The 26317-nt window shown below is 63.7% G+C and carries 26 protein-coding genes and 1 riboswitch; of the genes, 1 reads left to right on the top strand and 25 read right to left on the bottom strand.

The window, feature by feature from the left end; genetic code table 11:
• Positions 1-9 precede the first annotated feature (9 nt).
• The 10 genes from PYR64_RS07250 to hisI form a co-directional block, all read right to left on the bottom strand.
• On the bottom strand, positions 10-1467 hold the full coding sequence (locus PYR64_RS07250; protein ID WP_018778625.1) for a glutamate synthase subunit beta: 1458 nt from the start codon (positions 1465-1467) through the stop codon (positions 10-12).
• Entirely contained in the window at positions 1460-6073 is a 4614-nt protein-coding gene (gene gltB, locus PYR64_RS07245; protein WP_275779115.1) for a glutamate synthase large subunit, read from the bottom strand. Before gltB ends, PYR64_RS07250 begins: the two co-directional genes overlap by 8 nt.
• A 259-nt stretch (positions 6074-6332) precedes the next feature.
• Positions 6333-7487 carry a prolipoprotein diacylglyceryl transferase gene (lgt, locus tag PYR64_RS07240; protein WP_275779113.1) on the bottom strand — a complete coding sequence of 385 codons (1155 nt, stop codon included), beginning with the start codon at positions 7485-7487 and terminating at the stop codon, positions 6333-6335.
• A gap of 20 nt (positions 7488-7507) precedes the next feature.
• Positions 7508-8320, bottom strand: coding sequence for a tryptophan synthase subunit alpha (gene trpA / locus PYR64_RS07235; protein WP_018778628.1), 813 nt, complete (start codon positions 8318-8320; stop codon positions 7508-7510).
• On the bottom strand, positions 8320-9696 hold the full coding sequence (trpB, locus tag PYR64_RS07230; protein WP_039240824.1) for a tryptophan synthase subunit beta: 1377 nt from the start codon (positions 9694-9696) through the stop codon (positions 8320-8322). Before trpB ends, trpA begins: the two co-directional genes overlap by 1 nt.
• Positions 9697-9810: 114 nt before the next feature.
• Positions 9811-10629 (bottom strand): indole-3-glycerol phosphate synthase TrpC, encoded by an 819-nt coding sequence (trpC, locus tag PYR64_RS07225; RefSeq protein ID WP_275779110.1) that lies wholly within the window; start codon positions 10627-10629, stop codon positions 9811-9813.
• 2 nt (positions 10630-10631) lie between these two features.
• Positions 10632-10904 carry an HGxxPAAW family protein gene (locus tag PYR64_RS07220; protein WP_018778631.1) on the bottom strand — a complete coding sequence of 91 codons (273 nt, stop codon included), beginning with the start codon at positions 10902-10904 and terminating at the stop codon, positions 10632-10634.
• Between the two features lie 133 nt (positions 10905-11037).
• Positions 11038-11637, bottom strand: coding sequence for a Trp biosynthesis-associated membrane protein (locus tag PYR64_RS07215; RefSeq protein ID WP_110504113.1), 600 nt, complete (start codon positions 11635-11637; stop codon positions 11038-11040).
• Complete coding sequence (locus PYR64_RS07210; protein ID WP_275779107.1) at positions 11634-13214, bottom strand: anthranilate synthase component I; 1581 nt, start codon at positions 13212-13214, stop codon at positions 11634-11636. Before PYR64_RS07210 ends, PYR64_RS07215 begins: the two co-directional genes overlap by 4 nt.
• Before the next feature lie 59 nt (positions 13215-13273).
• On the bottom strand, positions 13274-13690 hold the full coding sequence (gene hisI / locus PYR64_RS07205; protein WP_018778634.1) for a phosphoribosyl-AMP cyclohydrolase: 417 nt from the start codon (positions 13688-13690) through the stop codon (positions 13274-13276).
• A 90-nt stretch (positions 13691-13780) separates the two neighbouring features.
• On the opposite strand from hisI, the gene PYR64_RS07200 reads away from it, so the two are divergent.
• A complete protein-coding gene (locus PYR64_RS07200) occupies positions 13781-14425 on the top strand; it encodes a TIGR03085 family metal-binding protein (RefSeq protein ID WP_018778635.1) in 645 nt (214 codons plus the stop codon).
• A 74-nt stretch (positions 14426-14499) separates the two neighbouring features.
• Here the strand turns inward: PYR64_RS07200 and hisF are convergent, their stop codons facing one another.
• From hisF to PYR64_RS07125, 15 genes are all read right to left on the bottom strand, one after another.
• Positions 14500-15276 (bottom strand): imidazole glycerol phosphate synthase subunit HisF, encoded by a 777-nt coding sequence (gene hisF / locus PYR64_RS07195; protein WP_018778636.1) that lies wholly within the window; start codon positions 15274-15276, stop codon positions 14500-14502.
• A 44-nt stretch (positions 15277-15320) separates the two neighbouring features.
• Entirely contained in the window at positions 15321-16181 is an 861-nt protein-coding gene (gene hisG, locus PYR64_RS07190) for an ATP phosphoribosyltransferase (protein ID WP_018778637.1), read from the bottom strand.
• A gap of 87 nt (positions 16182-16268) precedes the next feature.
• A complete protein-coding gene (locus PYR64_RS07185) occupies positions 16269-16532 on the bottom strand; it encodes a phosphoribosyl-ATP diphosphatase (RefSeq protein ID WP_018778638.1) in 264 nt (87 codons plus the stop codon).
• Between the two features lie 106 nt (positions 16533-16638).
• Positions 16639-17124, bottom strand: coding sequence for a 6,7-dimethyl-8-ribityllumazine synthase (ribH, locus tag PYR64_RS07180; RefSeq protein WP_018778639.1), 486 nt, complete (start codon positions 17122-17124; stop codon positions 16639-16641).
• Positions 17125-17142: 18 nt separating this feature from the next.
• A complete protein-coding gene (ribA, locus tag PYR64_RS07175) occupies positions 17143-17850 on the bottom strand; it encodes a GTP cyclohydrolase II (protein ID WP_039240819.1) in 708 nt (235 codons plus the stop codon).
• Positions 17847-18542, bottom strand: coding sequence for a 3,4-dihydroxy-2-butanone-4-phosphate synthase (gene ribB, locus PYR64_RS07170; RefSeq protein WP_079581330.1), 696 nt, complete (start codon positions 18540-18542; stop codon positions 17847-17849). Before ribB ends, ribA begins: the two co-directional genes overlap by 4 nt.
• The gene (locus PYR64_RS07165; protein ID WP_039240817.1) at positions 18539-19168 is read right to left on the bottom strand and encodes a riboflavin synthase; all 630 of its coding nucleotides are present in this window, start codon (positions 19166-19168) and stop codon (positions 18539-18541) included. The genes ribB and PYR64_RS07165 overlap by 4 nt, the downstream gene beginning before the upstream one ends.
• Complete coding sequence (gene ribD, locus PYR64_RS07160; protein ID WP_018778643.1) at positions 19168-20307, bottom strand: bifunctional diaminohydroxyphosphoribosylaminopyrimidine deaminase/5-amino-6-(5-phosphoribosylamino)uracil reductase RibD; 1140 nt, start codon at positions 20305-20307, stop codon at positions 19168-19170. Before ribD ends, PYR64_RS07165 begins: the two co-directional genes overlap by 1 nt.
• Entirely contained in the window at positions 20304-20996 is a 693-nt protein-coding gene (gene pnuC, locus PYR64_RS07155; RefSeq protein ID WP_018778644.1) for a nicotinamide riboside transporter PnuC, read from the bottom strand. Before pnuC ends, ribD begins: the two co-directional genes overlap by 4 nt.
• A gap of 89 nt (positions 20997-21085) precedes the next feature.
• Positions 21086-21242, bottom strand: a riboswitch (FMN riboswitch).
• Positions 21243-21324: 82 nt separating this feature from the next.
• The gene (gene rpe / locus PYR64_RS07150) at positions 21325-21993 is read right to left on the bottom strand and encodes a ribulose-phosphate 3-epimerase (RefSeq protein WP_018778645.1); all 669 of its coding nucleotides are present in this window, start codon (positions 21991-21993) and stop codon (positions 21325-21327) included.
• 81 nt (positions 21994-22074) lie between these two features.
• Entirely contained in the window at positions 22075-23625 is a 1551-nt protein-coding gene (locus tag PYR64_RS07145) for a transcription antitermination factor NusB (protein WP_275779093.1), read from the bottom strand.
• Positions 23622-24542: a methionyl-tRNA formyltransferase gene (gene fmt, locus PYR64_RS07140; RefSeq protein WP_275779091.1), complete on the bottom strand. Its 921-nt coding sequence runs from the start codon at positions 24540-24542 to the stop codon at positions 23622-23624. Before fmt ends, PYR64_RS07145 begins: the two co-directional genes overlap by 4 nt.
• Positions 24539-25111, bottom strand: a complete 573-nt coding sequence (def, locus tag PYR64_RS07135) for a peptide deformylase (protein ID WP_275779089.1) — start codon at positions 25109-25111, stop codon at positions 24539-24541. Before def ends, fmt begins: the two co-directional genes overlap by 4 nt.
• A 49-nt stretch (positions 25112-25160) precedes the next feature.
• Positions 25161-26063, bottom strand: a complete 903-nt coding sequence (locus PYR64_RS07130; RefSeq protein ID WP_018778649.1) for a hypothetical protein — start codon at positions 26061-26063, stop codon at positions 25161-25163.
• A 12-nt stretch (positions 26064-26075) separates the two neighbouring features.
• Entirely contained in the window at positions 26076-26243 is a 168-nt protein-coding gene (locus tag PYR64_RS07125) for a hypothetical protein (protein WP_179128352.1), read from the bottom strand.
• Positions 26244-26317 lie beyond the last annotated feature (74 nt).

Below are 26317 nucleotides of genomic sequence, written 5' to 3'. Positions count from 1 at the left end.
CTGCCGGCGCTATAAGACCGCTATCGCCCGGTCGGTGGGGGCGACCGGTGCCGGGAGAATGGTGCTTCCCATCAGGAACCTGTCCACTGCGGCCGCGCACGCACGGCCTTCCGCAATGGCCCACACAATCAGTGACTGGCCACGTCCGGCATCGCCGGCAACAAATACTCCCTCGGTATTTGTCATGTAGTAGCCGTCGCGGGCTACGTTGCCCCGACCGTCGAATTCTGCACTGACCTGCTCGGTGATACCTGCCGGCTCAGCGCCGGTAAAGCCGAGGCTCAGGAACACCAGGTCAGCCGGAATAATCCGCTCCGTGCCTGCCTTGGGCAGTCGCTTGCCGTCCACGAACTCGGTTTCGGCAACCTTGACGCCGGTGAGCTTGCCATTTTCACCAACGAACTCAACGGTGGACGCAAGGTACGTACGCTCGCCGCCTTCTTCGTGGGCGCTGGCCATCTCGAACAAGGTGGGGAACGTCGGCCACGGCTGGTGGGCTGCGCGTTCCGACGGCGGCTGCTTGCCGATCGCCAGCGTCGTCACCGACGCTGCCTGGTGGCGGTGGGCGGTTCCGATGCAGTCAGCACCGGTATCGCCACCACCGAGGATGACAACGTGCTTGCCGCGGGCGTCTATGTGGTTCTCCGGGGTCTCCCCCGCCACCACGCGGTTGGCCGGCACAAGGTAATCCATGGCGAAGTGCACGCCTTCAAGCTCGCGGCCCGGGATCGGCAGGTCGCGCGGGACGGTGGCCCCGGTGGCGACAACGACGGCGTCGTAACGGCGGCGCAGCTGCTCCCACGTGACATCCGTTCCGACGGCGACGCCGGTCCGGAAGCGTGTGCCTTCGGCCTTCATCTGCTCGAGGCGACGGTCGACCTGTTCCTTCTCCATCTTGAAGTCGGGGATGCCGTACCGGAGCAGGCCACCGATCTTGTCGTCGCGTTCGTACACGGCAACGGTGTGGCCAACACGCGTCAGCTGCTGCGCCACGGCCAGGCCGGCGGGGCCGGAACCGACGACGGCGACCGTCTTGCCGGTGAGGCGCGTCGGCGGAAGGGGCTGGACCCAGTCGTTGTCGAACGCCTGGTCGATGATGGAAACCTCGACCTGCTTGATGGTCACGGCAGGCTGGTTGATGCCCAGCACACAGGACGCTTCACAGGGTGCAGGACACAGCCGGCCGGTGAACTCCGGGAAGTTGTTCGTGGCGTGAAGGCGCTCAATCGCTTCCTCACCCTTGTCCCGCCAAACGAGGTCGTTCCATTCCGGAATCAGGTTGCCCAGCGGGCAGCCCTGGTGGCAGAAGGGAACACCGCAGTCCATGCAGCGCCCGGCCTGGCTCTTCAGGACGCCCTTCTCCTGGGCTTCGTACACTTCTTTCCAGTCCATGATGCGGACGGGAACGGGACGGCGTGGCTGCGTCTCGCGCTGCCGGACTTTCAGAAATCCGCGTGGATCAGCCACCGGTTACCTCCAGGATTCGAGACCATACTTCTTCGCCATCAGGGTCCAGGCCCTCTTCGATGGCGTCGAGACGGGTTTGCAGGACTGCGGCGTAATCGCGCGGCAGTACTTTGGTGATGCGGGCGGCAGTGTCGTCGAAATTTTCGAGCAGACGGCCGGCCAGGACGGATTCGGTTTCCTCAACGTGCTTGGTGAGCAGGCCGTGGACAATGTCACGATCCTCAGCGTCGAGCTCCAGGAGCTGGAGTTCACCCGTATCCAGGGCGAGCTTGTTGACGCGCTCAGGCTGCAGGTCCAGCACGTAGGCGGTACCACCGGACATGCCGGCGCCGAAGTTGCGGCCGGTACGGCCGATGATCAGCGTCTGGCCACCGGTCATGTATTCACAACCGTGGTCGCCAATGCCTTCGACGACGGCGGTGGCACCGGAGTTGCGGACCAGGAACCGTTCGCCGACCTGGCCACGCAGGAACATCTCGCCGCTGGTCGCACCGTAGCCGATGACGTTGCCCGCGATGACGTTGCGTTCCGCCTGGAAAACGTTGGTACGGTCCGGGCGGACAATGATGCGCCCACCGGAAAGTCCCTTGCCCACGTAGTCGTTGGAGTCCCCGAACATGCGCAGCGTGATGCCGGCAGGCAGGAAAGCGCCCAGTGACTGGCCCGCGGTGCCATTGAGCGTGATGTCGATGGTGTCCGTCGCCATTACATCGGTACCGAACGTCTTGGTCACCACGTGGCCGAGCATCGTGCCCACGGAACGGTCCGTGTTGATGACGTCCAAGGTGATCTTGACAGGCATGCGGTCGCTGAGTGCTTCCTGGGCCATCGTGATCAGGCGCTGGTCGAAGTGCTTGTCCAGCTCGTGGTTCTGGCCGGTCATGTTGCGCAGCGGCACGTCGTCGTCGAACTCGAGACCGTGCAGGATCGGGTCCAGGTCCAGGCCTTCGGCCTTCCAGTGGTCGATGGCCTCGCGGGTGTCCAGCATCTCGGCGTGGCCAATGGCCTCTTCGAGGCTGCGGAAGCCAAGCCCGGCAAGGATTTCACGGACTTCTTCAGCGAGGAACTCAAAGAAGTTGACCACGAACTCGGGCTTGCCATTGAACCGGGACCGAAGTTCAGGGTTCTGCGTGGCAACACCCACGGGGCAGGTGTCCAGGTGGCAAACACGCATCATGATGCAGCCGGACACCACCAGCGGAGCAGTCGCGAAACCATACTCCTCGCCGCCCAGCAGGGCAGCAATGACGACGTCGCGGCCGGTCTTGAGCTGACCGTCCACCTGTACAACCACGCGGTCGCGGAGGCCGTTGAGCATGAGGGTCTGCTGGGTCTCGGCCAGTCCGAGTTCCCACGGCACGCCCGCGTGCTTGAGCGAGTTCAGCGGCGAGGCGCCGGTACCGCCGTCGTGACCTGAAACCAGCACGACGTCGGCCTTGGCCTTCGTGACGCCGGACGCCACAGTACCGATCCCGACTTCCGAAACCAGCTTCACGTGCACCCGGGCCGAAGGGTTGGCGCGCTTGGCATCGTAGATGAGCTGCGCGAGGTCTTCGATCGAGTAGATGTCGTGGTGCGGGGGCGGGGAAATCAGCCCGACGCCGGGAGTGGAGTGACGGGTCCGGGCTACCCAGGGGTAGACCTTCTGCGCCATCAACTGGCCACCTTCGCCGGGCTTGGCGCCCTGCGCCATCTTGATCTGGATGTCGTCGGCGTTGGTGAGGTAGAGGCTGGTGACACCGAATCGGCCTGAAGCGATCTGCTTGATGGCAGAACGGCGTTCCGGATCCAGCAGGCGGTCCACGTCCTCGCCGCCTTCACCCGTGTTGGACTTGGCGCCCAGACGGTTCATGGCGATGGCCAGTGTCTCGTGCGCTTCCTTGGAGATGGAGCCGTAGCTCATCGCACCAGTGGAGAAACGCTTCACGATGCTGGAAACGGACTCCACTTCTTCCAGCGGCACAGGCGGACGGACGCCGTCCTTGAACTTGAGGAGCCCACGCAGGGTCATCAGGTTCTCGGACTGGTCGTCAACGCCCTTGGTGTAGGACTTGAAGATGTCGTAGCGGCGTTCGCGGGTAGCGTGCTGCAGGCGGAACACTGTCTCCGGGTTGAAGAGGTGCGGTTCGCCGTCGCGGCGCCACTGGTACTCGCCGCCGCCGAGCAGCGGCTGGTGCGGGTGCTCGATGCCACCTTCGGGGTACGCCATCTGGTGGCGTGCCGAAACCTCCGCGGCGATGACATCCAGGCCAACGCCACCGAGCTGGGAGTGTGTGCCGGAGAAGAATTCGTCCACGAGTTCCTGGGACAAGCCCAGCGCTTCGAAGGTCTGGGCACCCGTGTAGGAAGCCACAGTGGAGATGCCCATCTTGGACATGATCTTCAGGACACCCTTGCCCAGGCCCTTGATGAGGTTGTAGACGCCGTCTTCCGGGGTCACGCCCGTCACGTCACCGTTGGAGATCAGCTGTTCCACCGATTCCATGGCCAGATACGGGTTGACAGCGGAGGCACCGTAACCGATGAGCACGGCAACGTGGTGCGTCTCGCGGACGTCACCGGCTTCAACCACCAGGGCGGTCTTGGTGCGGTTGGCGCTGCGAAGCAGGTGGTGGTGGACCGCGCTGACCAGCAGGAGCGAGGGAATCGGTGCCCACTGGGCGTTCGAGTCGCGGTCGGACAGCACCACGTACTGGACGCCACGGTTGATCGCGCCGGATACCTGCTCGCAGATCTCCGTCAGGCGGGCACGGAGAGCCGCTTCCCCACCCTCGGGGCGGTAAAGGCCACGGACCTTCATGGCGATGCGGTCGCCGTCGGGGCTTTCAATGTTCGCGATCTTGGCGAGCTGGTCGTTATTGATCACGGGGAACGGCAGCGAGATCTGCGGTTGGCGGACTTGCTTACCGTCCAGGAGGTTGCCGTTGGGACCGATGGCGCACTTCAGGGAAGTCACCAATTCTTCGCGGATGGCATCCAGCGGCGGGTTGGTGACCTGGGCGAAGGACTGCACAAAGTAGTCGAACAGCAGACGCGGCCGCTTGGACAGCACAGCTACCGGAGTGTCCGAACCCATGGCGCCCAGGGGCTCGGCACCGGTGCGGGCCATCGGTCCAAGCAGGATCTTCAACTCTTCAGTGGTGTAGCCGAAGGTACGCTGGCGGATGTTCACCGATGCTGCCGTGTGGAGCACGTGCTCACGCTCGGGAAGCTCGTTGATGTCGATCAGGTTGTCCTTGAGCCACTCGGCCCAGGGGTTGGCAGCAGCTACCTCGGCCTTGACCTCGGCGTCGTCAATGATGCGGCCGGCTTCAGTGTCCACCAGGAACATCTTGCCGGGAGCAACGCGACCCTTCTTCACCACGTTGGAGGGCTCGACCTCGATCACGCCAACTTCGGAGGCGAAGATGATCAGGCCGTCTTCGGTGATCCAGTAGCGTCCCGGTCGCAGGCCGTTGCGGTCCAGCGTGGCGCCAACGAGGCTGCCATCGGTGAAGGACACTGCAGCGGGACCATCCCACGGCTCCATGAGGAGGGAGTGGTACTCGTAGAAGGCACGGCGTGCCGGATCCATGGTGGCGTGGTTCTCCCACGCCTCCGGGATCATCATCATGATGGAGTGCGTGATGGGGCGCCCTGAGAGCCACAGCAGCTCGGCTACCTCATCGAAGGAGGCGGAGTCAGAGGCACCCGGGGTGCAGATCGGGTACAGCTCTTCCGGGACCGAGCCCAGCAAGGGGCTGGCCAGCTGCGACTGGCGGGCACGCATCCAGTTCCGGTTGCCCTTGACTGTGTTGATCTCACCGTTGTGCGCGATAGTGCGGAACGGCTGTGCCAGCGGCCAGGACGGGAACGTGTTGGTGGAGAAGCGCGAGTGGACGATGGCCAGCTTGGTCTTGAAGCGCTTGTCCGAAAGATCGGGGTAGAACGGCTCCAGCTGGGCCGTTGTCAGCATGCCCTTGTAAACGATGGTGCGCGAGGACAGCGAGGGGAAGTACACGCCGAACTTGTTCTGGGCGCGCTTGCGGATCCGCCAGGCGCGGGAGTCCAGCTCGTTGTGTTCAAGCTGCTCACCGTTGGCAGAGGCGAAGAACGGCTGGGAGAAGTAGGGCATGCATGCCCGTGCCATGGCTCCCACGAGGTCCGCGACCACAGGAACCTCACGCCAGCCGAGGACTGTAAGGCCTTCGTCGGCGGCAAGTGCCTCGATGCCGGCTTTCGCTGTCGCAGCTTCGCGGGCTTCAGCCGGAAGGAACGCGGTACCCACCACGTACTGTCCGGGTGCCGGCAGTTCAAATTCGGTGACGGCGCGGAAGAACTCGTCGGGGATCTGCATCAGCAGGCCCGCTCCGTCGCCGGTTCCTTCGTCGGCGCCCACGGCGCCGCGGTGTTCGAGATTGCGGAGGGCGGTCAGTGCCGCTTCCACGATGTCGTATCCCGGTTCCCCGCGGAGCGTGGCAATGATAGCCAGGCCGCAGGCGTCCTTCTCCTTATCAGGGTTGTAAAGACCCTGGGCCTCCGGGAGCGCAGCAAAACGCTTGAACGGAGACATGGCACCCTGCGGTTCGATATTTTCGGACCAACCGGGGTTATGAAGATGGGTCATGGGAGACGTCCTTCCTCGAGATCGTGCGTATGGAAGGGACAACGTTGGCCCCACCTTGCCTGCCCTGTGACGGGCACAACAAAGCGCTAGTTATTGGAATTGTAGGCCAGTCGATCCAGCGCAACGAACAGTTACGCAGACCTCTGGCCCCGGCTTGACCAGTGAACATCGGTATGCTGCGATCCGGTTTCCGGGGTGCCACGACGCTGTGGACTGGGCCCTACGAGCGGTGACTCTGTTGCCCCTTTACCTTCGGCGACTACTTGGTGTCGTCAGCCCCAGGCGAGGATCCGGATGTTTTCCTGGCGGCGGTGGCATCAGATGACGGCTCCGTTGTGGACGTGGTGTCCTGGACGGTCTTCACTGATGCATCCCGCGGCCCGTCGACGTTGCCCGGATCACTTTGGTTATCTGGGAGATTATCACGCGAACCACTATCCGAGACAGGTGCGTCCACATCATGACTGGTGACGCTCGTCACCGTAGCGGGGTCCTTGACGGCCTCTTTTTCCGGCTCGCGCCCCGGCAGATAGGGGCTGTCCGGCACTGGTCGGCCGCGCCGGGCGAGCAGCAGGAAGATAACCAAGGCCGCGATGAAGACAAAGATGCTGGTCCACACGTTAAGCCGGGTCGTGATTCCGAAGAGGGTGATCTGCTCGGCGTCGTCGATTCGGAGCGCTTCGATCCACACGCGGCCCAGTGTGTAGTACATGGCGTAGAGCCAGAACAGGCGGCCCCAGCGGAAGGCAAATTTCTTGTCCAGCACCAGGAGGAGCGCTACGCCGGCGAGGTTCCACAGCATCTCGTAGAGGAACGTCGGGTGGAAGAGGGTTCCGGCGGCCATGTCGGGCGGGAAGTTCGCGTTGGAAGGATCGATCTCCAGGCCCCATGGCAACGTGGTGGGCGCGCCGAAAAGTTCCTGGTTGAACCAGTTCCCCAGTCGTCCGATGGCCTGTGCAAGAAGCAGGCCAGGTGCAGCGGCGTCCAGGAAGGCCGTCAGCCGGACACCGGCACGGCGGCATCCGATCCATGCGCCCACGACGCCGAGGACCACCGCGCCCCAGATGCCCAGCCCGCCGCGCTGGATCTGGGGAATCAGCGAGAGGTCGCCTGTGCCGTCGAAGCCCGGGCCAAAGTAGGCATCGGGCGAAGAGAAGACGTGGTACAGGCGACCGCCGATAATTCCGAATGGAATCGCCCAAATGGCGATGTCCCACAGGCTGCCTTCGGGCGCGCCGCGCTGCTTCCACCGGGCAGACGTCAGCCAAAGGCCAACAATGATGCCCGCCAGGATGCACAAGGCGTAGGCGTGGATACGCAACGTCCCCCACGGCAGCGGAATGTCGAAACCGGACCAGGATGGGCTCGGGATACTCAAGGGGACCATTGCCGCTGCGTGGAGGACCGTCTGCATGCGCTTCGCTGTTTCCTTTTCTAGGCTTCTGCAGCTGCGCGGCCCAAGCCGGCGCTGAGGTTCTTGGTGAGTTGCCCGACGGCGTCCACCCCGCCATCGCGGAGGGCTGCCACCAGGGCGGTGCCTACAATGACGCCGTCGGCATAGGCAGCAATTTCCCGTACATGGTCGGGACTGGAGACACCCAGGCCTACGCATACCCGATCCGCACCGGCTGCGTGGGCACGGGCCACCACCTCTTCGGCAGCGCTGCTGACGGAGGTGCGGGCTCCGGTGACCCCCATGATCGAAACAGCGTAGACAAAACCGCGGCTGGCCTTGACCGTCATGTCCAGACGTTCAGGAGTGGACGACGGGGCCACGAGGAACACCCTGTCCAAGCCGTACCTGTCCGAGGCCTCGAACCATTCTGCAGCCTCATCGGGGACGAGGTCGGGAGTAATAAGACCTGCTCCCCCGGCTTCTGCCAGACGGCGCGAGAACTCGTCCACGCCCATGCGCATGACCGGGTTCCAGTACGTCATCACCAGGACGGCAGCATCCGTAACTGCGGTAATCCCTGCAACGACTTCGAAGACGTCGGCTACGCGGAAACCGTTCGAAATCGCTTCGGTAGTGGCCGCCTGGATGACAGGACCGTCCATCACGGGATCGGAGTACGGAATTCCGATCTCAATGAGATCGGCGCCGTTCCGGGCAAGCGCGATGCCGGCCTCGATGCTTTCCTTGACCGTGGGGTAGCCGGCTGGCAGGTAACCCACCAAAGCGGCGCGGCCCTCGGCCCTGGCCTTGTCAATGGCCGCAGCTGACTTGCTGGCTGTTGATTCGTTCATCAGTTCTGGTCCTCGTTGTCATCCGCGGATGCTTCAGAGGCTCGCTCTGAAGGGCCCTTGGGCTTACGGGTGGACAGGGTGGTCCCCTTGACGTGCCCCTCGTCATCCAACATGTTGAACCATGCGGCGGCGGTTTCCACGTCCTTGTCGCCTCGCCCGGACAAGTTCACGATGATAGTGACTTCCGAGGGGTCTTCCTTGCCTTCCGTGAGGCGGTGGCCGATCTTGATGGCACCGGCCAGGGCATGCGAGGACTCGATGGCGGGGATGATGCCCTCAGTCCGGCAGAGCAGGCTGAAGGCGTCCATGGCTTCGGTGTCCGTGACGGCCTCGTAGGTGACCCGGCCGATGTCGGCGAGGTATGAGTGCTCAGGGCCAACGCTGGGGTAATCAAGACCGGCAGAGATGGAATGCGACTCGATGGTCTGGCCGTCTTCGTCCTGCATGAGGTAGGAACGGGCGCCGTGCAGCACACCCGGGCGGCCAAGGGAGATGGCCGCAGCGTGACGGCCGGTTTCCACACCTTCGCCACCGGCTTCAAAGCCGTAGATCTTCACGGAAGCATCATCGAGGAATGCGTGGAACAAGCCGATGGCGTTGGACCCGCCACCGATGCACGCACAGATGGCATCAGGAAGCTTGCCCGTCTGCTCCAGGATCTGGCTGCGCGCCTCTTCGCCGATGACCTCGTGGAAGTAGCGGACCATGGCCGGGAACGGGTGCGCTCCGGCGGCAGTACCCAGGAGGTAGTGCGTGTCCTCGACGTTGGAGACCCAATCGCGGAGGGCGTCGTTGATGGCGTCCTTGAGTGTCTGCGAACCGTTGGTCACGGGCACGACTGTGGCACCAAGAAGCTGCATGCGGGCGACGTTGAGTGCCTGGCGGCGGCAGTCTTCGGCACCCATGTAGACCACGCACTCAAGTCCCAGCAGCGCCGCAGCCGTGGCACTTGCGACGCCGTGCTGTCCGGCTCCGGTTTCGGCAATGACGCGGGTCTTGCCCATCCGCTTCGCCAGGAGCGCCTGGCCCAGGACGTTGTTGATCTTGTGGGAACCGGTGTGGTTGAGGTCCTCACGCTTGAGGAAGATGCGGGCGCCACCGGCATGCGCCGAGAAGCGCTTGGCCTCGGTCAACAGCGAAGGCCTGCCCGAGTAGTTCTTGTTGAGGTCCTTCAGCTCGGCGATGAAATCGGGATCGGCCTTGGCTTTTTCGAAGGTGTCCTGGACTTCATCCAAGGCGGCAATGAGAGACTCCGGCATCCAGCGTCCGCCGTAGCTGCCGAAGTAGGGTCCCGATGCGTTGCGCAGCGAAGGGCCACCTTGCAGGAATGCGTCTGCCGCATTCTCTTCTGAGCCGGCTGTTGGCGCGTCGACCATCAGTCTCACCGTCCTGTTCCAGTTAGTTCTTTGGGTAGTTCCACGTGCCACAAGGCAGCCACGGGCTGGTGCCCGGGCTGCCTCATGACTGCTCGCCGTAATTCAGTAACTGCCTCAGTTCCTGACGGCGATGGCGGCAGCTCCTGCTGCCTTGAATTCGGTAATTCGTTCACGCGGGGTTGAATCGCTGACCAGCGCTTCGCCCACCAGGATGGCATTGGCGCCATTGGCTGCGTAATGCGCGACGTCGTCGGCACCCCTGACGCCAGACTCCGCGACCACGACTGCCCCGGCCGGAATCAAACCGGCCAGCGAACCGAAAACCGAGCGGTCGACGTCGAGCGTCTTCAAATTGCGCACGTTGATGCCGATGATCCTGGCGCCGGCCGCAACCGCCCGCTCGATCTCTTCTTCGGTATGGGTCTCCACGAGCACGCTCATGCCCAGTTCATGGCTCAAGGCACTAAACCGGACGAGTTCGGCGTCGGTCAGCGCTGCGACGATGAGCAGGATGAGGTCGGCACCGTGGGCACGGGCTTCCCAGATCTGGTACTCGTCAACTGTGAAGTCCTTGCGGAGCAACGGCGTTTCGACGGCGGCACGCACGGCATCGAGGTCGGCCAGCGAGCCGCCGAAGCGGCGCTGTTCGGTCAGGACGCTGATGACGGAGGCGCCGCCGTCCGCGTACTGCACTGCGAGCGATGCGGGGTCTGCGATGGAAGCGAGGTCGCCCTTCGACGGACTGCGGCGCTTGATCTCTGCGATGACTTTAAGGTCGTTGCGGTCGGATGCGGATCCGCCCAGGGCTGCCCAGGCATCCCGTGCAGGTGCAGCACCGGCGACGCGGTCCTTTAGCTCCTCGAGGGACACTTGAGCCCGGCGGGCCTCCATGTCCTCCTTGACGCCAACGATGATGTCATCAAGAACGGTCACGATTAGTGGCCGTTGTTCTGCAGCTTGCTGCCGCCCACTCCGTAGCCCGCCTTGCGCATAACCAGGCCAACAATCAGGCCGATAACCATGACAACCAGGCCACCGACGAAGATCGGGGTGCTGGCGATGACGAAAGCGATGGAGGAAATCAAGGCACCAACCAGCATGACAATCACGCAGGTCCAGGCAGCCGGGCTGTTTCCGTGACCGATGGCGTCAGCGTGGCTGGCCATGGTGGATTCAGTTTGGTTTGCGGACACTGTGGTTTTGCTCATGTGAAATCTCCTCAGGATGAATACTGCTTACATTCTGCCATTTATTGACGTCAGCCGGGAACATGGACCGACGTCCGGGGCAACGGTGGCGGCAAAGTCGCAACGAAGCCGCGCGAAACCCGCTCCCGGCTGCCTACGTAGGGTCCTCGCCGCGCGACAGGCTGTCCCAGCTGTCGATCTCATCCACCGGTTCGCCGTCATTCCTGACGGCATTGGTGTCGTACTTGGTGCGGGTCTTCCAGTAACGCCCGGCCACCGGCAAGCCAACCGCAACCACTGCCAGCAGCGCCCCGGCAACTATGGCTACTACGGGGAAGGCCGTCGCAGCGACACTCGCCTGTCCACCCGCAAGGCCCGTCGCAGCTGCAATGGCACCCTGCGCTGCGCCGAGCGGATCGGTCAGCACGGTAGTGGCCGCCAGGATGATCCCCACCGCGGACAAAGCAATGATGACCGCAATGATCCAGCGCGCCACTTTGCCTGCAATGGATGCCGCCAGACCACCGGCCAGGGCCACCAGGGCCAGAGCCGTGACTGCGGTAGCAGCCTTGTTTCCGGGAACCTGGAGGTTGCTGCTGGATACACCGGAGGGGTCCAGCTGCACTTCAATCCAGGTCTGGGTGGTGGTTCCGAAGACAGCGAGGGCCAGCACGACCGCGGCGAGCACCAGTGTGGATTTACGGGCCCAGCGCGGTGAAGTCTTGGCGGGAAGTGCGGATGCGGCGGCGCTCACGAGGCGGGCGTCCCGTCGTCGGGAACTTCGGCCCGGCCGGCGTCCACCGCAATGTTCTGCAGTGAGCCTGCGGTGTGCACGGCGCGCAGCGGCGCAGCTGCCTTGTTTACCGTTTCGAGCGCTTCCGAAGGCTTGTGCGAATCGGCCACGATGCCACCGCCGGCCTGCACATAGGCGCGGCCTTCACGGAGCAGTGCCGAACGGATGGCAATGGCCATGTCCATGTCACCGGCGAAGTCCAGATAGCCCACCACGCCACCGTAGATGCCGCGGCGGTGCGGTTCGAGTTCATCGAGGAGCCGCAGCGCACGGGGCTTCGGGGCGCCGGACAACGTACCTGCCGGGAAGGTTGCCCTGAGGACGTCGTATGCCTTGGCGTGGGGAGCAAGCTGCCCCACCACAGTGGAAACGAGGTGCATGATGTGGCTGAAGCGCTCCACTTCCATGAACTGGGTGACATCGACTGTCCCGGCCACGCACACTTTGGAAAGGTCGTTACGGGACAAGTCCACGAGCATCAGGTGTTCCGCGCGTTCCTTCTGGTCCGCGAGCAACTCTGTGGCCAGGGCTTTGTCGGCCTCTACATTCTTCCCACGGGGACGTGAACCGGCGATGGGGTGCGTGATGACTTCCTCACCGGTCACCGTCACCAACGCTTCCGGCGAGGACCCGACAATCGAGTACTCGCGGCCGTCTGCATCTTCGAGGCTGAAGAGGTACATGTAGGGGCTGGGGTTGGTGTTGCGCAGCACGCGGTAGACATCCAGGGGATCTGCGGCGCATTCCATCTCGAAGCGGCGCGAAATCACCACCTGGAACACTTCGCCGTCAACAATCGCTTCTTTGCCACGGTCGATGGCTTCCAGGTACTTCGCTTCCTCCCAGCGTTCCTGCACGCTTGAGGCAAAGTCCAGGGCTGCCGTGTCCAAAACGGAAACAGGCTGGGGAACGGGCGTGCTGATCTGGTCCAGGAGCGCTTGCACTCGGGCCACGGCATCGTGCCAGGCATCATCCACGCGTTCGCTGCTGCCGTCGAAGTTGATGGCATTGGCGATCAACAGAACAGTGCCGTCGACGTTGTCATGAACCGCCATGTCGGTGACCAGGTTCAGCGCCATCTCCGGCAACTGCAGGTCGTCCTCTGGTGGGGACGTCAGGCGTTCCCAGTGGCGCACGGATTCCCAGCCAAGGAAGCCGACCAGGCCGGAGGTGAAGGGTGGAAGGCCCTCGAAACGATCGGTCTGCAGTGCGGCAATCGTGTCGCGGACGGCCTCCACCGGGTTCCCGGAAACTGGCACGCCGACGGGCGGCTCACCGATCCAGTGTGCCTGGCCGTCCTTGGTGGTCAAGGTTGCGCGGGATTTTGAACCGATGAACGAATAACGCGACCAGGCCCCGCCTACTGCTGCTGATTCCAGGAGGAAGGTGCCGGGCTGTCCCTTGGCGAGCTTCCGGTAAAGGCCAATGGGGGTTTCTGCATCGGCCAGGACTTTGAGCCGCACGGGGATAACACGGCTGTGGACGGCGAGTTCCCGGAACTCTTCCAGGCCCGGGCTGATGATTCCAAGGTCCTGCATGGCTATTGTTCTCCGCCTTTTGGTATGAGGTGGTGCGTCAGTGGTAAGTGCTGGGTGCCTTAGTCGCGGTGGCCCGTAACGACTGTAAAGTCGCGACCGTCGAAGCAGGTCCGGGTTCCGGTGTGGCAGGCTGCGCCGATCTGGTCCACGCGGATCAGGAGGGCATCGCCGTCGCAATCAAGGGCGACGGACTTCACGAACTGTACGTGTCCGGAAGTGTCGCCCTTACGCCAGTATTCCTGGCGGGAGCGGGAGTAGAACGTGACGCGCCCGGTGGTCATGGTGCGGTGCAGTGCCTCGTCATCCATCCATCCGAGCATGAGAACCTCGTTGGTGTCGTGCTGCTGCACAATAGCAGCAACCAGGCCGGCGGAATCGCGCTTGAGAGCGTCCGCGATCTCCTGCGGCAACGGACCCGCGGGGTCGCTGGAAAGCTCCACGGCGGGAGAGGGGCTGGGGGCGGACTGCTCTGACATCAGATCAAGTCTAGTGCCTTTGACGGGACTGGCGGTTCTGCGGCGGTTCCACTGCGCAAGAGCGCTCCGATCGTGCTAGTTTCACAAGTGATGCATTTCGTCGATCCCTCCCGAGAAGTACTGGCCGAAACCCTGCTGGCGGCCGGGCCTGACTCCCCCACGCTCTGTGAAGGCTGGCGGACCCGTGACCTTGCCGCGCATTTGTACTTGCGGGAGCGGAAAATCGCTGTCGGTCTTGGCCTGTTGATTCCCAGTCTGGGCAAGGCATCGGAAAAAGCCACCTCCAAGCTGGCCTCCCAGCTGAAGACCACGGACGCGTACGCGGACCTCGTCAAGACGTTCCGCTCCGGGCCTCCCGCTTTCTCTCCTTTGAAGATCAAGGCGCTGGACGAGACCTCCAACCTCATCGAGTACTTCGTGCACACCGAGGACATCCGCCGCGCCGGCGACAGGTGGGCGCCGAGGGCACTGGACGAAGCCTATTCGGATGCACTCTGGAATGACCTCATCAAGCGTGCAGCGTTCCTGTACCGCGGCGTGGACCTCGGCATCGTCCTTGTCAGGCCCACGGGGCCGCGGCATGTGGCCAAGCGCGCACCCGTATCCGTCGCCATCGTTGGCGAGCCGGGCGAGCTTCTCATGCACGCCCACGGCCGCACCAACCAGGCCCTGGTCACCTTCGAAGGCCAGCCGGACGCCGTCGCGCTCTTGCAGTCAGCGGACATCGGCCTTTAACCAAGCAACGCGGGGTCGCTGATGGCCCATCCCGCAAGGGATGATGGCCATCAGCGACCCCGCGTTTGCGTTGCCTAGCGGACTTCGAAGCCGGCCTCGCGGATCGCGGCCTTGACCTGAGCGATCATGTCATCCGGACCGAAGTGGAACACCGAGGCGGCCAGCACAGCGTCAGCCCCAGCCTGTACAGCGGGCGGGAAGTGCTCCGGGGCACCGGCACCGCCCGAGGCGATAATCGGGATATTCACGGCTGCCCGAACCAAACGGATCAGCTCAAGGTCGAAGCCGTCCTTGGTGCCGTCGGCGTCAATGGAGTTGAGCAGGATCTCCCCCACTCCCCTGTCCGCGGCTTCCTTCGCCCAGGCAATGGCATCGATTCCGGTACCGGTCCGGCCGCCGTGCGTGGTGACTTCAAACCCGGACGACGTCGGGGCGTCGCCTTCCCGGGTCCGGCGCGCGTCGACGGAGAGCACCAGGACCTGGGAGCCGAAGTGGCGGGTAATTTCATCGATGACATCGGGCCTGGCAACGGCGGCTGTGTTGATGGACGCCTTGTCCGCACCAAAGCGCAGGAGCTTGTCCACCTCGGCCACCCCGCGGACGCCACCACCCACGGTGAGGGGAATAAACACTTCCTCTGCGGTGCGGCGAACGACGTCGAACGTTGTTTCGCGGTTCCCTGACGACGCCGTGACGTCCAGGAACGTCAGTTCGTCTGCCCCGCCGTTGTCGTACCGGTGGGCGAGTTCCACCGGGTCTCCGGCGTCGCGAAGGCCTTCAAAGTTGACACCCTTGACGACGCGGCCGGCGTCCACGTCCAGGCATGGAATGACGCGTACGGCTACAGCCATGTGCTGCTCCTCAGTTCTGCTGGGCTCTAGTCGGTCAGTGTGGGTCAGATCCGGCAGGCGTGGATGCTGCTGACCAGGATGGCGCGCGCGCCGAGGTCGTAAAGCTCATCCATGATGCGGTTGGTTTCCTTCTTGGGGACCATGGACCGCACGGCTACCCACTCGGAATCGCGAAGCGGCGAGACCGTGGGCGATTCAAGTCCGGGAGTCAGCGCCGCGGCGTCTTCCACGAGGTCCTTGCGGATGTCGTAGTCCATGAGCACGTACTGGCGCGCAACCAGAACGCCTTGAAGGCGGCGGATGAGGATGTCGATTTCCTTCGCGGTCCCGTTGGCTGCGCCAGCGGAGCCCGTACGACGGATCAGGACGGCTTCGGACTTCAGGATGGGGTCGCCGAAGATCTCCATGCCGGCGGCCTTGAGGGTATTGCCGGTTTCCACGACATCGGCAATGGCGTCGGCCACGCCCAAGCGGACGGATGATTCCACGGCCCCATCGAGACGGACCACTGTGGCGTTGACGCCGCGTTCAGCGAGGTAGTCACGCAGGAGGCCGTCATAGCTTGTGGCCAGCCGCTTGCCTTCAAGCTGCTCGACGCCGGTGAAGTCACCAACAGGGCCGGCGAAACGGAATGTCGAAGGCGCGAAGCCCAAGGGGAGCAACTCTTCAGCTTCCACCTTCGCGTCAAGCAGGAGGTCCCTGCCGGTGATGCCGACGTCCAGGGTTCCCTGGCCTACATAGACGGCGATGTCACGGGGACGGAGGAAGAAGAACTCAATGTCGTTGTCAGGATCAACCATCACCAGTTCGCGGGAGTCGCGGCGCTGGCGGTAGCCGGCCTCGGAAAGCATTGCCGAGGCGGCTTCGGACAGGGATCCCTTGTTGGGGACTGCTACACGGAGCATTGGGAGAGACTTTCTTTTTGGAATGGAGGTTTCAGGCACATCGGCCACGCGGCTGACTCCGCTTGAAATGCGTGCGGAGGGGCGTGGCTAGAGATGCTTGTAAACGTCTTCCAGGCTGAGGCCCTTGGCGAGCATGAGAACCTGCAGGTGGTAGAGCAGCTGGGAGATTTCCTCAGCAGCGGCCTCGTCCGATTCGTACTCCGCGGCCATCCAGACTTCGGCGGCCTCTTCGACCACCTTCTTGCCGATGCCGTGGATTCCGGAGTCCAGCTCGGCTACCGTGCGCGAGCCTGCCGGACGGGTCGCTGCTTTCTCACTCAGTTCTGCGAACAGCGTCTCGAAATTCTTCACGCCCTCCAGACTACTTGCTCCGGGCCCGGCGCCGCTTGTTGGGGCGTTGCATGACGGAGGGGATGTGAGTGAACACACACTCACATCCCCTCCGTTCGCGCTGGAATCAGCTGTATTGCTTGAGCGTCACAGCGGTGGCCAGGGCAGCGGTGACCGCCTCGTGGCCCTTGTCCTCCTGGGAACCCGGGAGGCCGGCCCGGTCAAGGCCCTGTTGTTCCGTATCGCAGGTGAGTACGCCGAAGCCGACCGGCACGCCGGTGCGGACGCTGACATCGGTGAGTCCCGACGTCGCGGCCTGGCAAACGTAGTCAAAGTGCGGGGTTCCGCCACGGATAACAACGCCCAGGGCCACGACGGCGTCAAAGTGCGGTGCCAGCCGGGCGGCTGCAACCGGCAATTCAAAACTGCCCGGAACCCGCACCAGGGTGGGTTCGGCGATGCCTGCTTCCTTCGCGGCACGCAGGGCACCATCCACCAGGCCGTCCATGATCTGGGTGTGCCAGCTCGCGGCCACGATGGCGAGCTTGAGCTGCGAGGTTTCTTCAGGGTTGAGGGTAGTGAGGTCGATTGTGGGCGCGCCGTGTCCGCTCATGGTGTGCTGGGGATCCGTTCAGTCTTGGTTGCTGTTTGAGGTTTGGGGTGAAGCTGTCTTCTTGCCGTTGCTGACCGGCTCGACGTCGAGCGTCAGCCGGTGGTCCATACGGTCCTTCTTGGTTTGCAGGTACCGAAGGTTCTGCTCCCGGGACGGCACCTCCGTAGGCACCATCTCCACGACAGTCACCCCGGCTTTGTCCAGGCGGTGCTGTTTGTCCGGGTTGTTGCTCAACAGCCGGACTTCGTTGAGACCCATTTCGGCAAGGATCTGACCCGCTGCGCTGTAGGAACGGGCATCGACCGGCAGGCCCAGTTGCTCGTTGGCCTCGACAGTGTCGAAACCGGCTTCCTGCAGGGCGTAGGCCTTGATCTTGTTGGCGAGTCCGATGCCGCGCCCTTCCTGTCCACGCAGGTAGAGCAGCGTGCCGCCTTCCCTGTGGATGAGCTCCAGGGCGAAGGCAAGCTGTTCACCGCAATCGCAGCGGTAGGAACCGAACACATCTCCGGTCAGGCATTCAGAGTGCAGCCTGACCAAGGGTGCCTGGCCGCCCTTGGGCGGATTGGGCGAGCTGACCGCGAGATGTTCGACCCCCGTGACATGATCCGTCCACGCCTGCGCCACAAATTCACCAAAGGCCGTCGGCAACTGGACGATCGGTCCCCCGCTTACGGGGTGCGGACCGGGCTCCGTGTGCTCACTGCTGCGTGTTGTCGATGCGGTCATCGCTTCTCCTCGTCTACCCGTGAAATCTGCGCCGCCCGGGACTCCGTCGCCTCAACATACGACACCAGGTCCTCGATGGAGATGAGGGGGCATCCATGTTCAGCGGCGAACCCGCGCAGGCTGTCCAAGCGCATCATTTCACCGTCGTCATGTACCAACTCTGCGATCACACCCACCGGGGCGAGCCCGGCCAGGCGACACAAGTCCACGGCAGCTTCCGTGTGTCCCGGACGTTCTCGCACTCCCCCCTTAACGGCCCGGAGCGGAAAAATATGCCCGGGGCGGGTGAGTGACGCCGGAGTGCTGCTCGGGTCCGCCAGGATCCGGGCCGTCAGGGCCCGGTCCGTGGCAGAAATACCCGTGCTGACTCCTACCGCAGCGTCACAGGAAACAGTATAGGCAGTACCCTTAGCATCTTCGTTGATTTCGACCATCGGGGGCAGAATCAGCGCGTCGGCCCGCTGGCCTTCCAACGGAACACAGATGACGCCGGAGGAATATCGTATGGTCCAACCCATCAGGGCCGGCGTGGCATGTTCAGCGGCAAAAATGATGTCGCCTTCGTTTTCCCTGTCCTCGTTGTCCACCACAATGACGGCCCGCCCGGCCGCCATGGCTGCGATGGCGGATTCCACGGAGTCCAGGCCCGGACGCTGCGACGTCGCCGGCTGCGGGGTCGTGGGGGCGCTCATCGGGTGCCCTCCTGCCGCGGAGCGAACGACAGAAGCCGTTCGGTGTATTTTGCCAGGACATCCACTTCCAGGTTGACGTGCCCGCCAACCGGTTTCGCTCCCAGGCCCGTCTCCTCCAGCGTGGTGGGGATGAGGCCGACTTCGAACCACGCGTCCTTTTCGGAAGCCGCGCTGACGGCGGTCACCGTGAGCGATACCCCGTCGACGGCGATGGAACCTTTTTCGGCGATGTAGCGTGCCAGCGGGGCGGGGACGCCGAACCGCAAGCGGTCCCAGTTGCCCAGCGCTTCGCGCTCGAGCAGCTCCCCCACGCCGTCAACATGGCCTTGCACGACGTGGCCATCCAGCCGTCCGCCGGCAGGAACACAGCGTTCCAGGTTCACGGTGTCGCCCGCAGCCAATTCCCCGATGGTGGTGCGCGTCAGGGTCTCGCCCATGACATCGACGCTGAAGTCCTGTCCATCAATGCGGGTGGCCGTGAGGCAGACACCATTGACGGCAATGGAGCCGCCCAACGGCAGGTCCCCGGTAGTGGTGGGGGCCTTCAAGCGCAGCGTTGCGCTGGCATCGCCGTCATGCTCGATACCCAGGACAGTGCCTTGTTCTGCAACGATTCCGGTAAACATCAGTGTCCTCCTGTGACATATTCCGCGGCGTCACTGCGTGAAACCATATTCTTCTGCGGAATCGAATTCTTAGTGGTGTTGGCAGCACGTCCGGCCGGACGGAGATGGAGCCGCAGGTCGTTGCCGAGGGTCCGTACCGGACCCCCTGATGCCTCGTCCCACGCCCAGTGCTGGGCTTCGGCGAGCGTGCCGATACCCAAGTCGTTCAGCGCCGGAGTGCCGGACCCCAGCAGGGTCGGCGCCAGGTAGACAATCAACTCGTCCACCAACTCCGCCGCAAGGAAGGTACTCAGAATGCTCGAACCCCCTTCGACCATCACATGCCGGACACCCTCTTCGAAGAGCATGCCCAGGGCCTCTGCTGGATCCCGGGTTGGCAGATGCCTGAAGCGGCCGTCGGTTCCCCGTACCGCTGCCCCCTCCGGGACATCCCGCAGGCCCATGACTGCCCGGACGGGCTGGCGTTGGGAAAGTTCACCGTCAGGAGTGCGCGCCGTCAGCCGGGGGTTGTCGATGAGCACGGTTCCGGTCCCTACGAGGATCGCATCGATCAGGCGCCGCAACGCGTGGTTATCTGCCAGCGACTCTGCGCTGGAGATCCACTGGCTGGTGCCGTCAACAGCAGCGATCCGGCTGTCCAGGGTCTGTGCAATATGCAAGGTGACGAACGGGCGTTTGGCGGCAACGGCGTCGAACCATTCCCGGTTCAAGTCCAGGGATTCGTCGTAGCCGAGCCCGGACGTGACATCGATTCCTGCCGCGCGCAGCGTCTTGGCACCGCCGGCGGCGGGGTCGTGCGGATCGTCGACGGCGTAGATCACCTTTGCGATGCCGGCTGCAATGATCGCCTGGGCACAGGGACCTGTCCGGCCTACATGGTTGCAAGGCTCCAGGGTGACCACCATGGTGGTGCCCTTGGTGTCGATTCCCTGGCGCCGGGCTTCGGAGATGGCGTCGGCCTCCGCATGGGCCGTTCCGGCACCGCGATGGTAGCCGGTGGCAAGTTGCTCGCCTTCCGCGCCGAGGATCACTGCACCAACCAGCGGATTCGCTCCTCGCGGGCCAGCCAGGGCGGCGGTGAGAGCTGCGTCCATGGCGGCCTTTTCAGTAGCCGAAAACTCAACGGCCTGCGCGCTCATCGCACGGCTCCTGCGGGCGCCGGAAGTGGTTGAACAGCGCCACGCTCACGCTTTTCGGCCCGCCACCACACGAAGAATCCGGTCAGGGTAAAGAACCCGTAGAACAGGTACATCACAGCACTGGCGTAATAGCCGGCACTGAACAGCAGAGGCACGCCCACGATGTCCACGGCAACCCAGATCAACCAGAATTCAGTCCATCCCCGGGCCATGCCGTAAGTGGCCAGAAGGGAGCCCATGAAGGTCCAGGCGTCTGCCCACACAGGCGGGTAGGAGCCGAGGGCGTCAAACAGGGGCGTCAGGGCCGCAGTACCGGCTACCATCGCGCCGATCAGAACCAGGCGCACCTTGTTACCGGCCCAGCCGGGGACCACGGCCCGGCCCTGGGTGCTCGACTGCCGGCCTTGACGCCACCGGTACCAGCCATAAAGTGCAACGGCGATGAACATCACTTGCCGGCCGGCCTGTCCCCAGAGGGTTGCGGGCGCAGCAGCACCGAATACGTTGCCGAGGAACACGGTGAGCAAAAGGATGTTGCCGATGATTCCTACCGGCCAAGCCCAGACTTTCCGGCGCATTCCGCCGAGGGCGCTGAGTAACCCAAAGATGTTTCCAAGCACTTCGCGTAAGACAAGAGCAGATCCTCCAACGGGGATCTGTGCTTCGAAGAGCCATCGCAGAAAATCCATGCCGTTCCTTCCCAGTAAGCCGCGATGACTCCGGGGGTGTACGACAGCGCAATGCCGGGCGTCACTGAAGGAACGCCCACGGCATGACTGTACGTGCTTCTCCCATCCAGACTTTAACTGTCGGTACCGGAATTCCACCGGTTCAACCGTCCGCCACCTCTATCCGGATTGCTCAGGACATCGGTGGCTCGCGGGTCGCGGACTATAACCGCCGGTTCGGACTTACACCGACCCCGGAGCACGTATGTGTGTTGTTATTGTGCCATAACCAGAGCGATGACCAGGCTATTCCCGGCCATCTTCGTAATATCCGGTGACGGCGAAAAGCCTAGGCCGCCGTCGCGGCCTGGCCTGCTGCACGCAGCCGATCGATCGCCGCAGCCGGGTCCTCGTGACCGTAGACAGCCGAGCCCGCAACAAAGACGTTGGCGCCGGCCTCAGCAGCCCGGACGATGGTCTCCTCCGTAATGCCGCCGTCCACCTGGATCGCTACAGCAATGCCCGAACCCTCGATGGCAGCACGGGCGCGGCGGATCTTGGGCAGGGTGATGTCAAGGAACGATTGCCCGCCGAAGCCGGGCTCCACCGTCATGATCAACAGCATGTCCAACTCACTGAGCATGTCCAGGTAGGGCTCTACCGGTGTCGCAGGCCGTAAAGCCATGCCTGCTTTGGATCCCCGTTCCCGCAGTTCACGGGCCAGTTTCACCGGGGCCATGGCGGCCTCGGCGTGGAACGTCACGGACGCGACGCCGGCGTCTGCGTAGGCAGGCGCCCAGCGGTCGACGTCGGAAATCATCAGATGCGCGTCCAGCGGAACGGGGCTTACGGCCTGAATCCGCTGTACCACCGGCAATCCGAGCGTCAGGTTGGGCACGAAGTGGTTGTCCATGACGTCGACGTGGACGGCGTCGGCGTTGCTGATCCTCTGCAACTCCGCCTCAAGGTTGACGAAGTCCGCGGACAAGATGCTCGGGTTGATACAGCACTGAGACAAGGCAGCCCCTTCGGGTCGGTATGGGTCATGGTACGGCTGCAGCGAAAGGAATGGTTCCGCCGCAGCCAGGGGATGTAGCGGCTACGGCTTCTTTCGGATAATGGCCATGAACATGGCATCCGTCTGGTGGATGTGCGGCCACAGCTGGGCAGTGAGCTCATGTCCCGCACCCAGATTTCCGGTCAGGCTGACATGGTCGAGTGCCTGCCCGGAGTCGAGCAATTCGAGGTCGTCCCGCTTGTAGAGTACGTCGCCAACCACTGCGGTGGTCTCAGCAGGGTGGGGAGAACACGTCACGTAGGCCACGACGCCGCCGGGCTTGACGGCGTCGATCGCCGATTTCAGGAGATCCCGCTGCAGCGGACCGAGATCGCCGATGTCCTTGGGCGAGCGACGCCAACGTGACTCCGGCCTCCTGCGCAGGGCGCCAAGGCCGCTGCACGGAACATCCACCAGGACACGATCAAAAGCTTCTGGCTGCTCGGCGCCGACTTCGCGCCCGTCGCCCGTGCGCACACTCCAGGATTCCGTAGGCACAGCGGAGAGCGCCTGTTGGACAAGCTTGGCCCGGTGTGGTGCCGGCTCGTTTGCCAGGAGGGTAGCTCCGTCGCGATAGGCAAGGGCGGCCAGCAGCGCCGCCTTGCCACCGGGACCTGCGCAAAGATCCAGCCATTTCTCGCCATGGGCGGCACGCTCCCCGAGCTCTACGCCGGCCAACGCACGTGCAACAAGCTGGGATCCCACGTCCTGGACACGCGTGGTGCCACGCCGTACTGATTCGAAGCGGCCAAGGTCCCCGCCTGCGGAGAGCGCCGAGCCTTCTACGAGTTCACCGGGAGTGGCTCCGTTGTCAAAGGCCTCATCCAGGTCACCCAGACCCGGTAGAGCCACCAGGTTGACCACCGGCGCCGCGTTGTCGGCTTCCAGGAGGTCGTCGATCTCGGCCTTGGGCCTGCCGTGGTTCACCAGTGACTGCCGCAGCGCGCGGACGATCCACTCAGGGTGTGCATGGCGGAGGGCAGCGATCTTGGTCTCGTCGGTTTCCTGGTCCAGCAGGATATCCAACCACTCGTCCATGCTGTGGGCAGTGACCTTGCGGAGTACCGCGTTGATCAGGGCCGATGGACCGGCGCCAATGACTGCACGGGCCAAACCTACTGTTTGGTCCAACGCGGCATGGGCAGGAACCCGCATCGACAGTAGCTGGTGCACACCGATCCGCAGGGCATCCAGGATCGCGGGGTCCAGCTGCTCCAGGGGCCGGTCAACACAACGGGCCAGAATGGCGTCATAGGTACCCTGGCCACGCAGTGCCCCGTAGCTCAGCTCGGTGGCGAACCCGGCATCTCGACGGTCCAGGCGGTGCTCCCGGATTCTCGCGGGGAGGACCAGGTTGGCGTAGGCGTCCTCCGAGGCGACAGCCCGGAGTACCTCGAAAGCGACCAAGCGCGCAGGGTCGGCCCGGCGAGTACGCTGCGACGGCGCATTGTTGGTGAATCCGCGCTGGGGTCCCCTGTTCCGCTCCCTGCCTTGGGCGTTGCGTTGGCTACCGCCCCTGGCCCCGCGGTTGCCCTGCCCACCGCCGTCCCGGCTCCCGCTGTTGTTGGGGCCTCGACGGCCGGACTCACTCATTCGAATACCACTCTCTCAGGTGCTGCCAAGCCGCGGGCCCAATCGGCCGGCGACATCATTTTCTTACCGGCCGGTTGAATCCGGCCAAGCTCCACGGCGTGGGAACCGGTGCCCACGAGTACGGATTTGCCATCCACCCGGATGGTTCCGGGCGCGAGATCGTCGATCCCGGGCCTCAACGTCACAGGTTCCAGTTTGACCCGCTGGCCTTCCAATGTTGTCCATGCTCCCGGTTCCGGGGTCACTCCCCTGGAACGGCGGTTCAGTGCCAGTGCCGGCTGCCGCCAGTCCAGGCGCCCGTCATCCAATGTCAGCTTGGGAGCCGTTGACACCTCGCCTGACTGCGGTTGCGGAGCAGCCTGTCCGGCGTCGATGGCGGAGAGCGTCTGGCTCAGCAGCACGGCTCCGCTGATGGACAACCGCTCAAGGAGATCGCCGGCAGTATCTTCCGGCCGGACAGTTTCCGTGAGGGTTCCAAACACGGGCCCGGTATCGAGGCCCTCTTCGAGCTGGAACGTTGCGGCGCCAGTGACGTCGTCTCCGGCAATGATGGAACGCTGAACAGGAGCAGCACCGCGCCAGGCCGGCAACAAAGAGAAGTGCAGATTGACCCAGCCATGCGTGGGGACGCCCAGGGCAGCGCGCGGAACAATCCCGCCGTAGGCAACGATGGCGGCCACATCCGGCGCATAACCCGCGATTCGGGCCGTGGTATCGGCATCCACCTTGGCCGCGCGAATGACCTCGATGCCCAATTCCCCGGCGCGGGTCGCTACTGGAGAGGGAGTCATGACACGCTTGCGGCCCAGTGGAGCATCCGGGCGGGTCAGGACGGCAACGACGTCGAAACCGGCCTTAACCAAAGCGTCCAGGGACGGTACAGCTACGGCCGGCGTCCCCGCGAAGAGTACCCTCACTCGGGAACCCCGAAACTGCCCCCACCGAAGCTTGAACCCACACTGTTAGCACGCTTCGACGTCGTCTTTTCGGTTATGGCGTGGTAGTTGGCGTTTCTGATGGCGCGAAGGGCAGCCTTGCGGTCCTCCCCTTCCAGCCTGTCCGTGTACAGCACGCCGTCAAGGTGATCGGTCTCGTGCTGGAAACAGCGTGCCAGCATGCCTTCGGCCTCCACCGACACCGGTTTGCCGTTCAGGTCCACGCCAGTTGCCCGGGTGGCCCTGTAGCGGCGCACGGGGAATCCAAGGCCGGGAATCGAGAGGCAACCCTCTACTTCGTCAGGCTGGAAGTCTTCGCTGTTTTCCAGGACCGGATTGATGATGTGGCCCTCCACTCCGCCAATGCGGTAAGTGAAGACGCGCTGGCTGACGCCGACCTGCGGAGCGGCCAGGCCTGCGCCCTCAACGTCCTCCATGGTTTCTGTCATGTCAGCTACCAGCTTGGCGAGCTCCGGACCGAAGTCGGTGACGGGGTCGGCCACGGTGCGCAGCACCGGATCCCCGATGATTCGGATACTCAAAATTGCCATGCTTTGCCTGTCCTCACGATCGTCGAACCCGGCCCTCGCGTTGCGGAGCCTAAGCCAGTTTAGTTGAGGTCATGGCACCGCCGCTGTTGGCCGGCGCGGCACCGGCCGCAGTAAACACCGGTGGCGCAACCGGCAGCAGGGCTTGTCCGGCAGCAGTGACATCCGCCGACATCTCCCACACCCGCCGAAGGGCGCAGAACTTCCACCAGTGGTGCTTGAGAATCTCCGGGTTTGCCCGCATGGGCCTCACCTCGGTTTCTCCGATGGCAACAGCCAGCAACATGGGATTGTCCCCGTACCTCCAGGGTTCCCACTCACCCGAAACGGGGTCCACCAGGCTTTCTTCGGCTTTCATCCCGGCCGTAAGCTGCATGACCACTTTGTCGTCAAGGGATTTAACCGTTCCGTCACGGGTGGTGCCCTTGGTTTTGTAGTCAATGAGACAAATACGTCCATTGATTTTGGCCACCAGGTCCAGCGTCCCCGCATAGCCCACTGTCTTGTTCCACACCGTAATCTCGGGCGCCAGCGGCTCCACCCGGTACAACTCCCACCATTCATCGAAGCGGGCCGCAAACGCCTGCTCACCGTTGGCTGCAAGTTCGTCCCTGCATTCCTGCATGCGGTGCGGGCGTCCCAGGGCCCGCAAAGCTACCTGCTCGCAGTATGTATGGACGCGATCACCACGCGCCGCAGCCGCGTCCCGGTACACCTCGGCTGCCTTGGATGCCTTATTGACTGCTTGCCGCACTTTTGCCGGACTTCCGAGGATCGCCGGGAGCTCAGGATCCGCCGCCAGGCTGCTTGCCCCCATGTAGCTGAACCAACCGTCCAGTGCATGGGCCTGTTGGCCGATCACCGTCGTGATGGATGGCACGGAGAATTGCTCTGTGGTGGAGCGGGCATACATCCGGCCGTAGTCAGTAGCGTGGGCAAGCAGTGGAGCAGTCATATAAAGACTTTGTCATAGAGGACCGACAGAATTCTCCGGCGGGAAGATCCTGAGGAGCTGCTCCGGAGAGAGCCGGGCAAGCTTGCCGGCAAGGACGGGCGCGCTCCGGGCCAGCTCCTCAAACGGCGGGCGGGGTTGCTCCGCGGTGCGAAGCTGTTCAGCATCCTCAGGTTCCTGCATGCTAAGTATGTGCTGAAGCAAGGCAATTCATGATGCTGTCGATGAGATCCTTATGCCAAGCATGTGCCCGCTGG

Origin of the sequence: Paenarthrobacter sp. Y-19 (assembly GCF_029223985.1) — a bacterium.
Lineage (GTDB): Bacteria > Actinomycetota > Actinomycetes > Actinomycetales > Micrococcaceae > Arthrobacter > Arthrobacter nicotinovorans.
This window is presented reverse-complemented; position numbering and strand designations above follow the sequence as displayed.

Bases quoted from the DNA above. Each gene is read 5' to 3' on its own strand.
- lgt (WP_275779113.1), bottom strand. From the start codon at position 7,487: ATGCAGACGGTCCTCCACGCAGCGGCAATGGTCCCCTTGAGTATCCCG.
- ribH (WP_018778639.1), bottom strand. From the start codon at position 17,124: ATGAGCGGACACGGCGCGCCCACAATCGACCTCACTACCCTCAACCCT.
- PYR64_RS07125 (WP_179128352.1), bottom strand. From the start codon at position 26,243: ATGCAGGAACCTGAGGATGCTGAACAGCTTCGCACCGCGGAGCAACCC.
- gltB (WP_275779115.1), bottom strand. From the start codon at position 6,073: ATGACCCATCTTCATAACCCCGGTTGGTCCGAAAATATCGAACCGCAG.
- trpB (WP_039240824.1), bottom strand. From the start codon at position 9,696: ATGGTCGACGCGCCAACAGCCGGCTCAGAAGAGAATGCGGCAGACGCA.
- PYR64_RS07220 (WP_018778631.1), bottom strand. From the start codon at position 10,904: ATGAGCAAAACCACAGTGTCCGCAAACCAAACTGAATCCACCATGGCC.
- PYR64_RS07165 (WP_039240817.1), bottom strand. From the start codon at position 19,168: ATGTTTACCGGAATCGTTGCAGAACAAGGCACTGTCCTGGGTATCGAG.
- hisF (WP_018778636.1), bottom strand. From the start codon at position 15,276: ATGGCTGTAGCCGTACGCGTCATTCCATGCCTGGACGTGGACGCCGGC.
- def (WP_275779089.1), bottom strand. From the start codon at position 25,111: ATGGCAATTTTGAGTATCCGAATCATCGGGGATCCGGTGCTGCGCACC.
- ribD (WP_018778643.1), bottom strand. From the start codon at position 20,307: ATGAGCGCGCAGGCCGTTGAGTTTTCGGCTACTGAAAAGGCCGCCATG.
- PYR64_RS07130 (WP_018778649.1), bottom strand. From the start codon at position 26,063: ATGACTGCTCCACTGCTTGCCCACGCTACTGACTACGGCCGGATGTAT.
- PYR64_RS07210 (WP_275779107.1), bottom strand. From the start codon at position 13,214: ATGCAGGACCTTGGAATCATCAGCCCGGGCCTGGAAGAGTTCCGGGAA.
- hisG (WP_018778637.1), bottom strand. From the start codon at position 16,181: ATGCTCCGTGTAGCAGTCCCCAACAAGGGATCCCTGTCCGAAGCCGCC.
- hisI (WP_018778634.1), bottom strand. From the start codon at position 13,690: ATGTCAGAGCAGTCCGCCCCCAGCCCCTCTCCCGCCGTGGAGCTTTCC.
- PYR64_RS07200 (WP_018778635.1), top strand. From the start codon at position 13,781: ATGCATTTCGTCGATCCCTCCCGAGAAGTACTGGCCGAAACCCTGCTG.
- pnuC (WP_018778644.1), bottom strand. From the start codon at position 20,996: ATGGATTTTCTGCGATGGCTCTTCGAAGCACAGATCCCCGTTGGAGGA.
- ribA (WP_039240819.1), bottom strand. From the start codon at position 17,850: ATGACCGCATCGACAACACGCAGCAGTGAGCACACGGAGCCCGGTCCG.
- PYR64_RS07145 (WP_275779093.1), bottom strand. From the start codon at position 23,625: ATGAGTGAGTCCGGCCGTCGAGGCCCCAACAACAGCGGGAGCCGGGAC.
- ribB (WP_079581330.1), bottom strand. From the start codon at position 18,542: ATGAGCGCCCCCACGACCCCGCAGCCGGCGACGTCGCAGCGTCCGGGC.
- trpA (WP_018778628.1), bottom strand. From the start codon at position 8,320: ATGAACGAATCAACAGCCAGCAAGTCAGCTGCGGCCATTGACAAGGCC.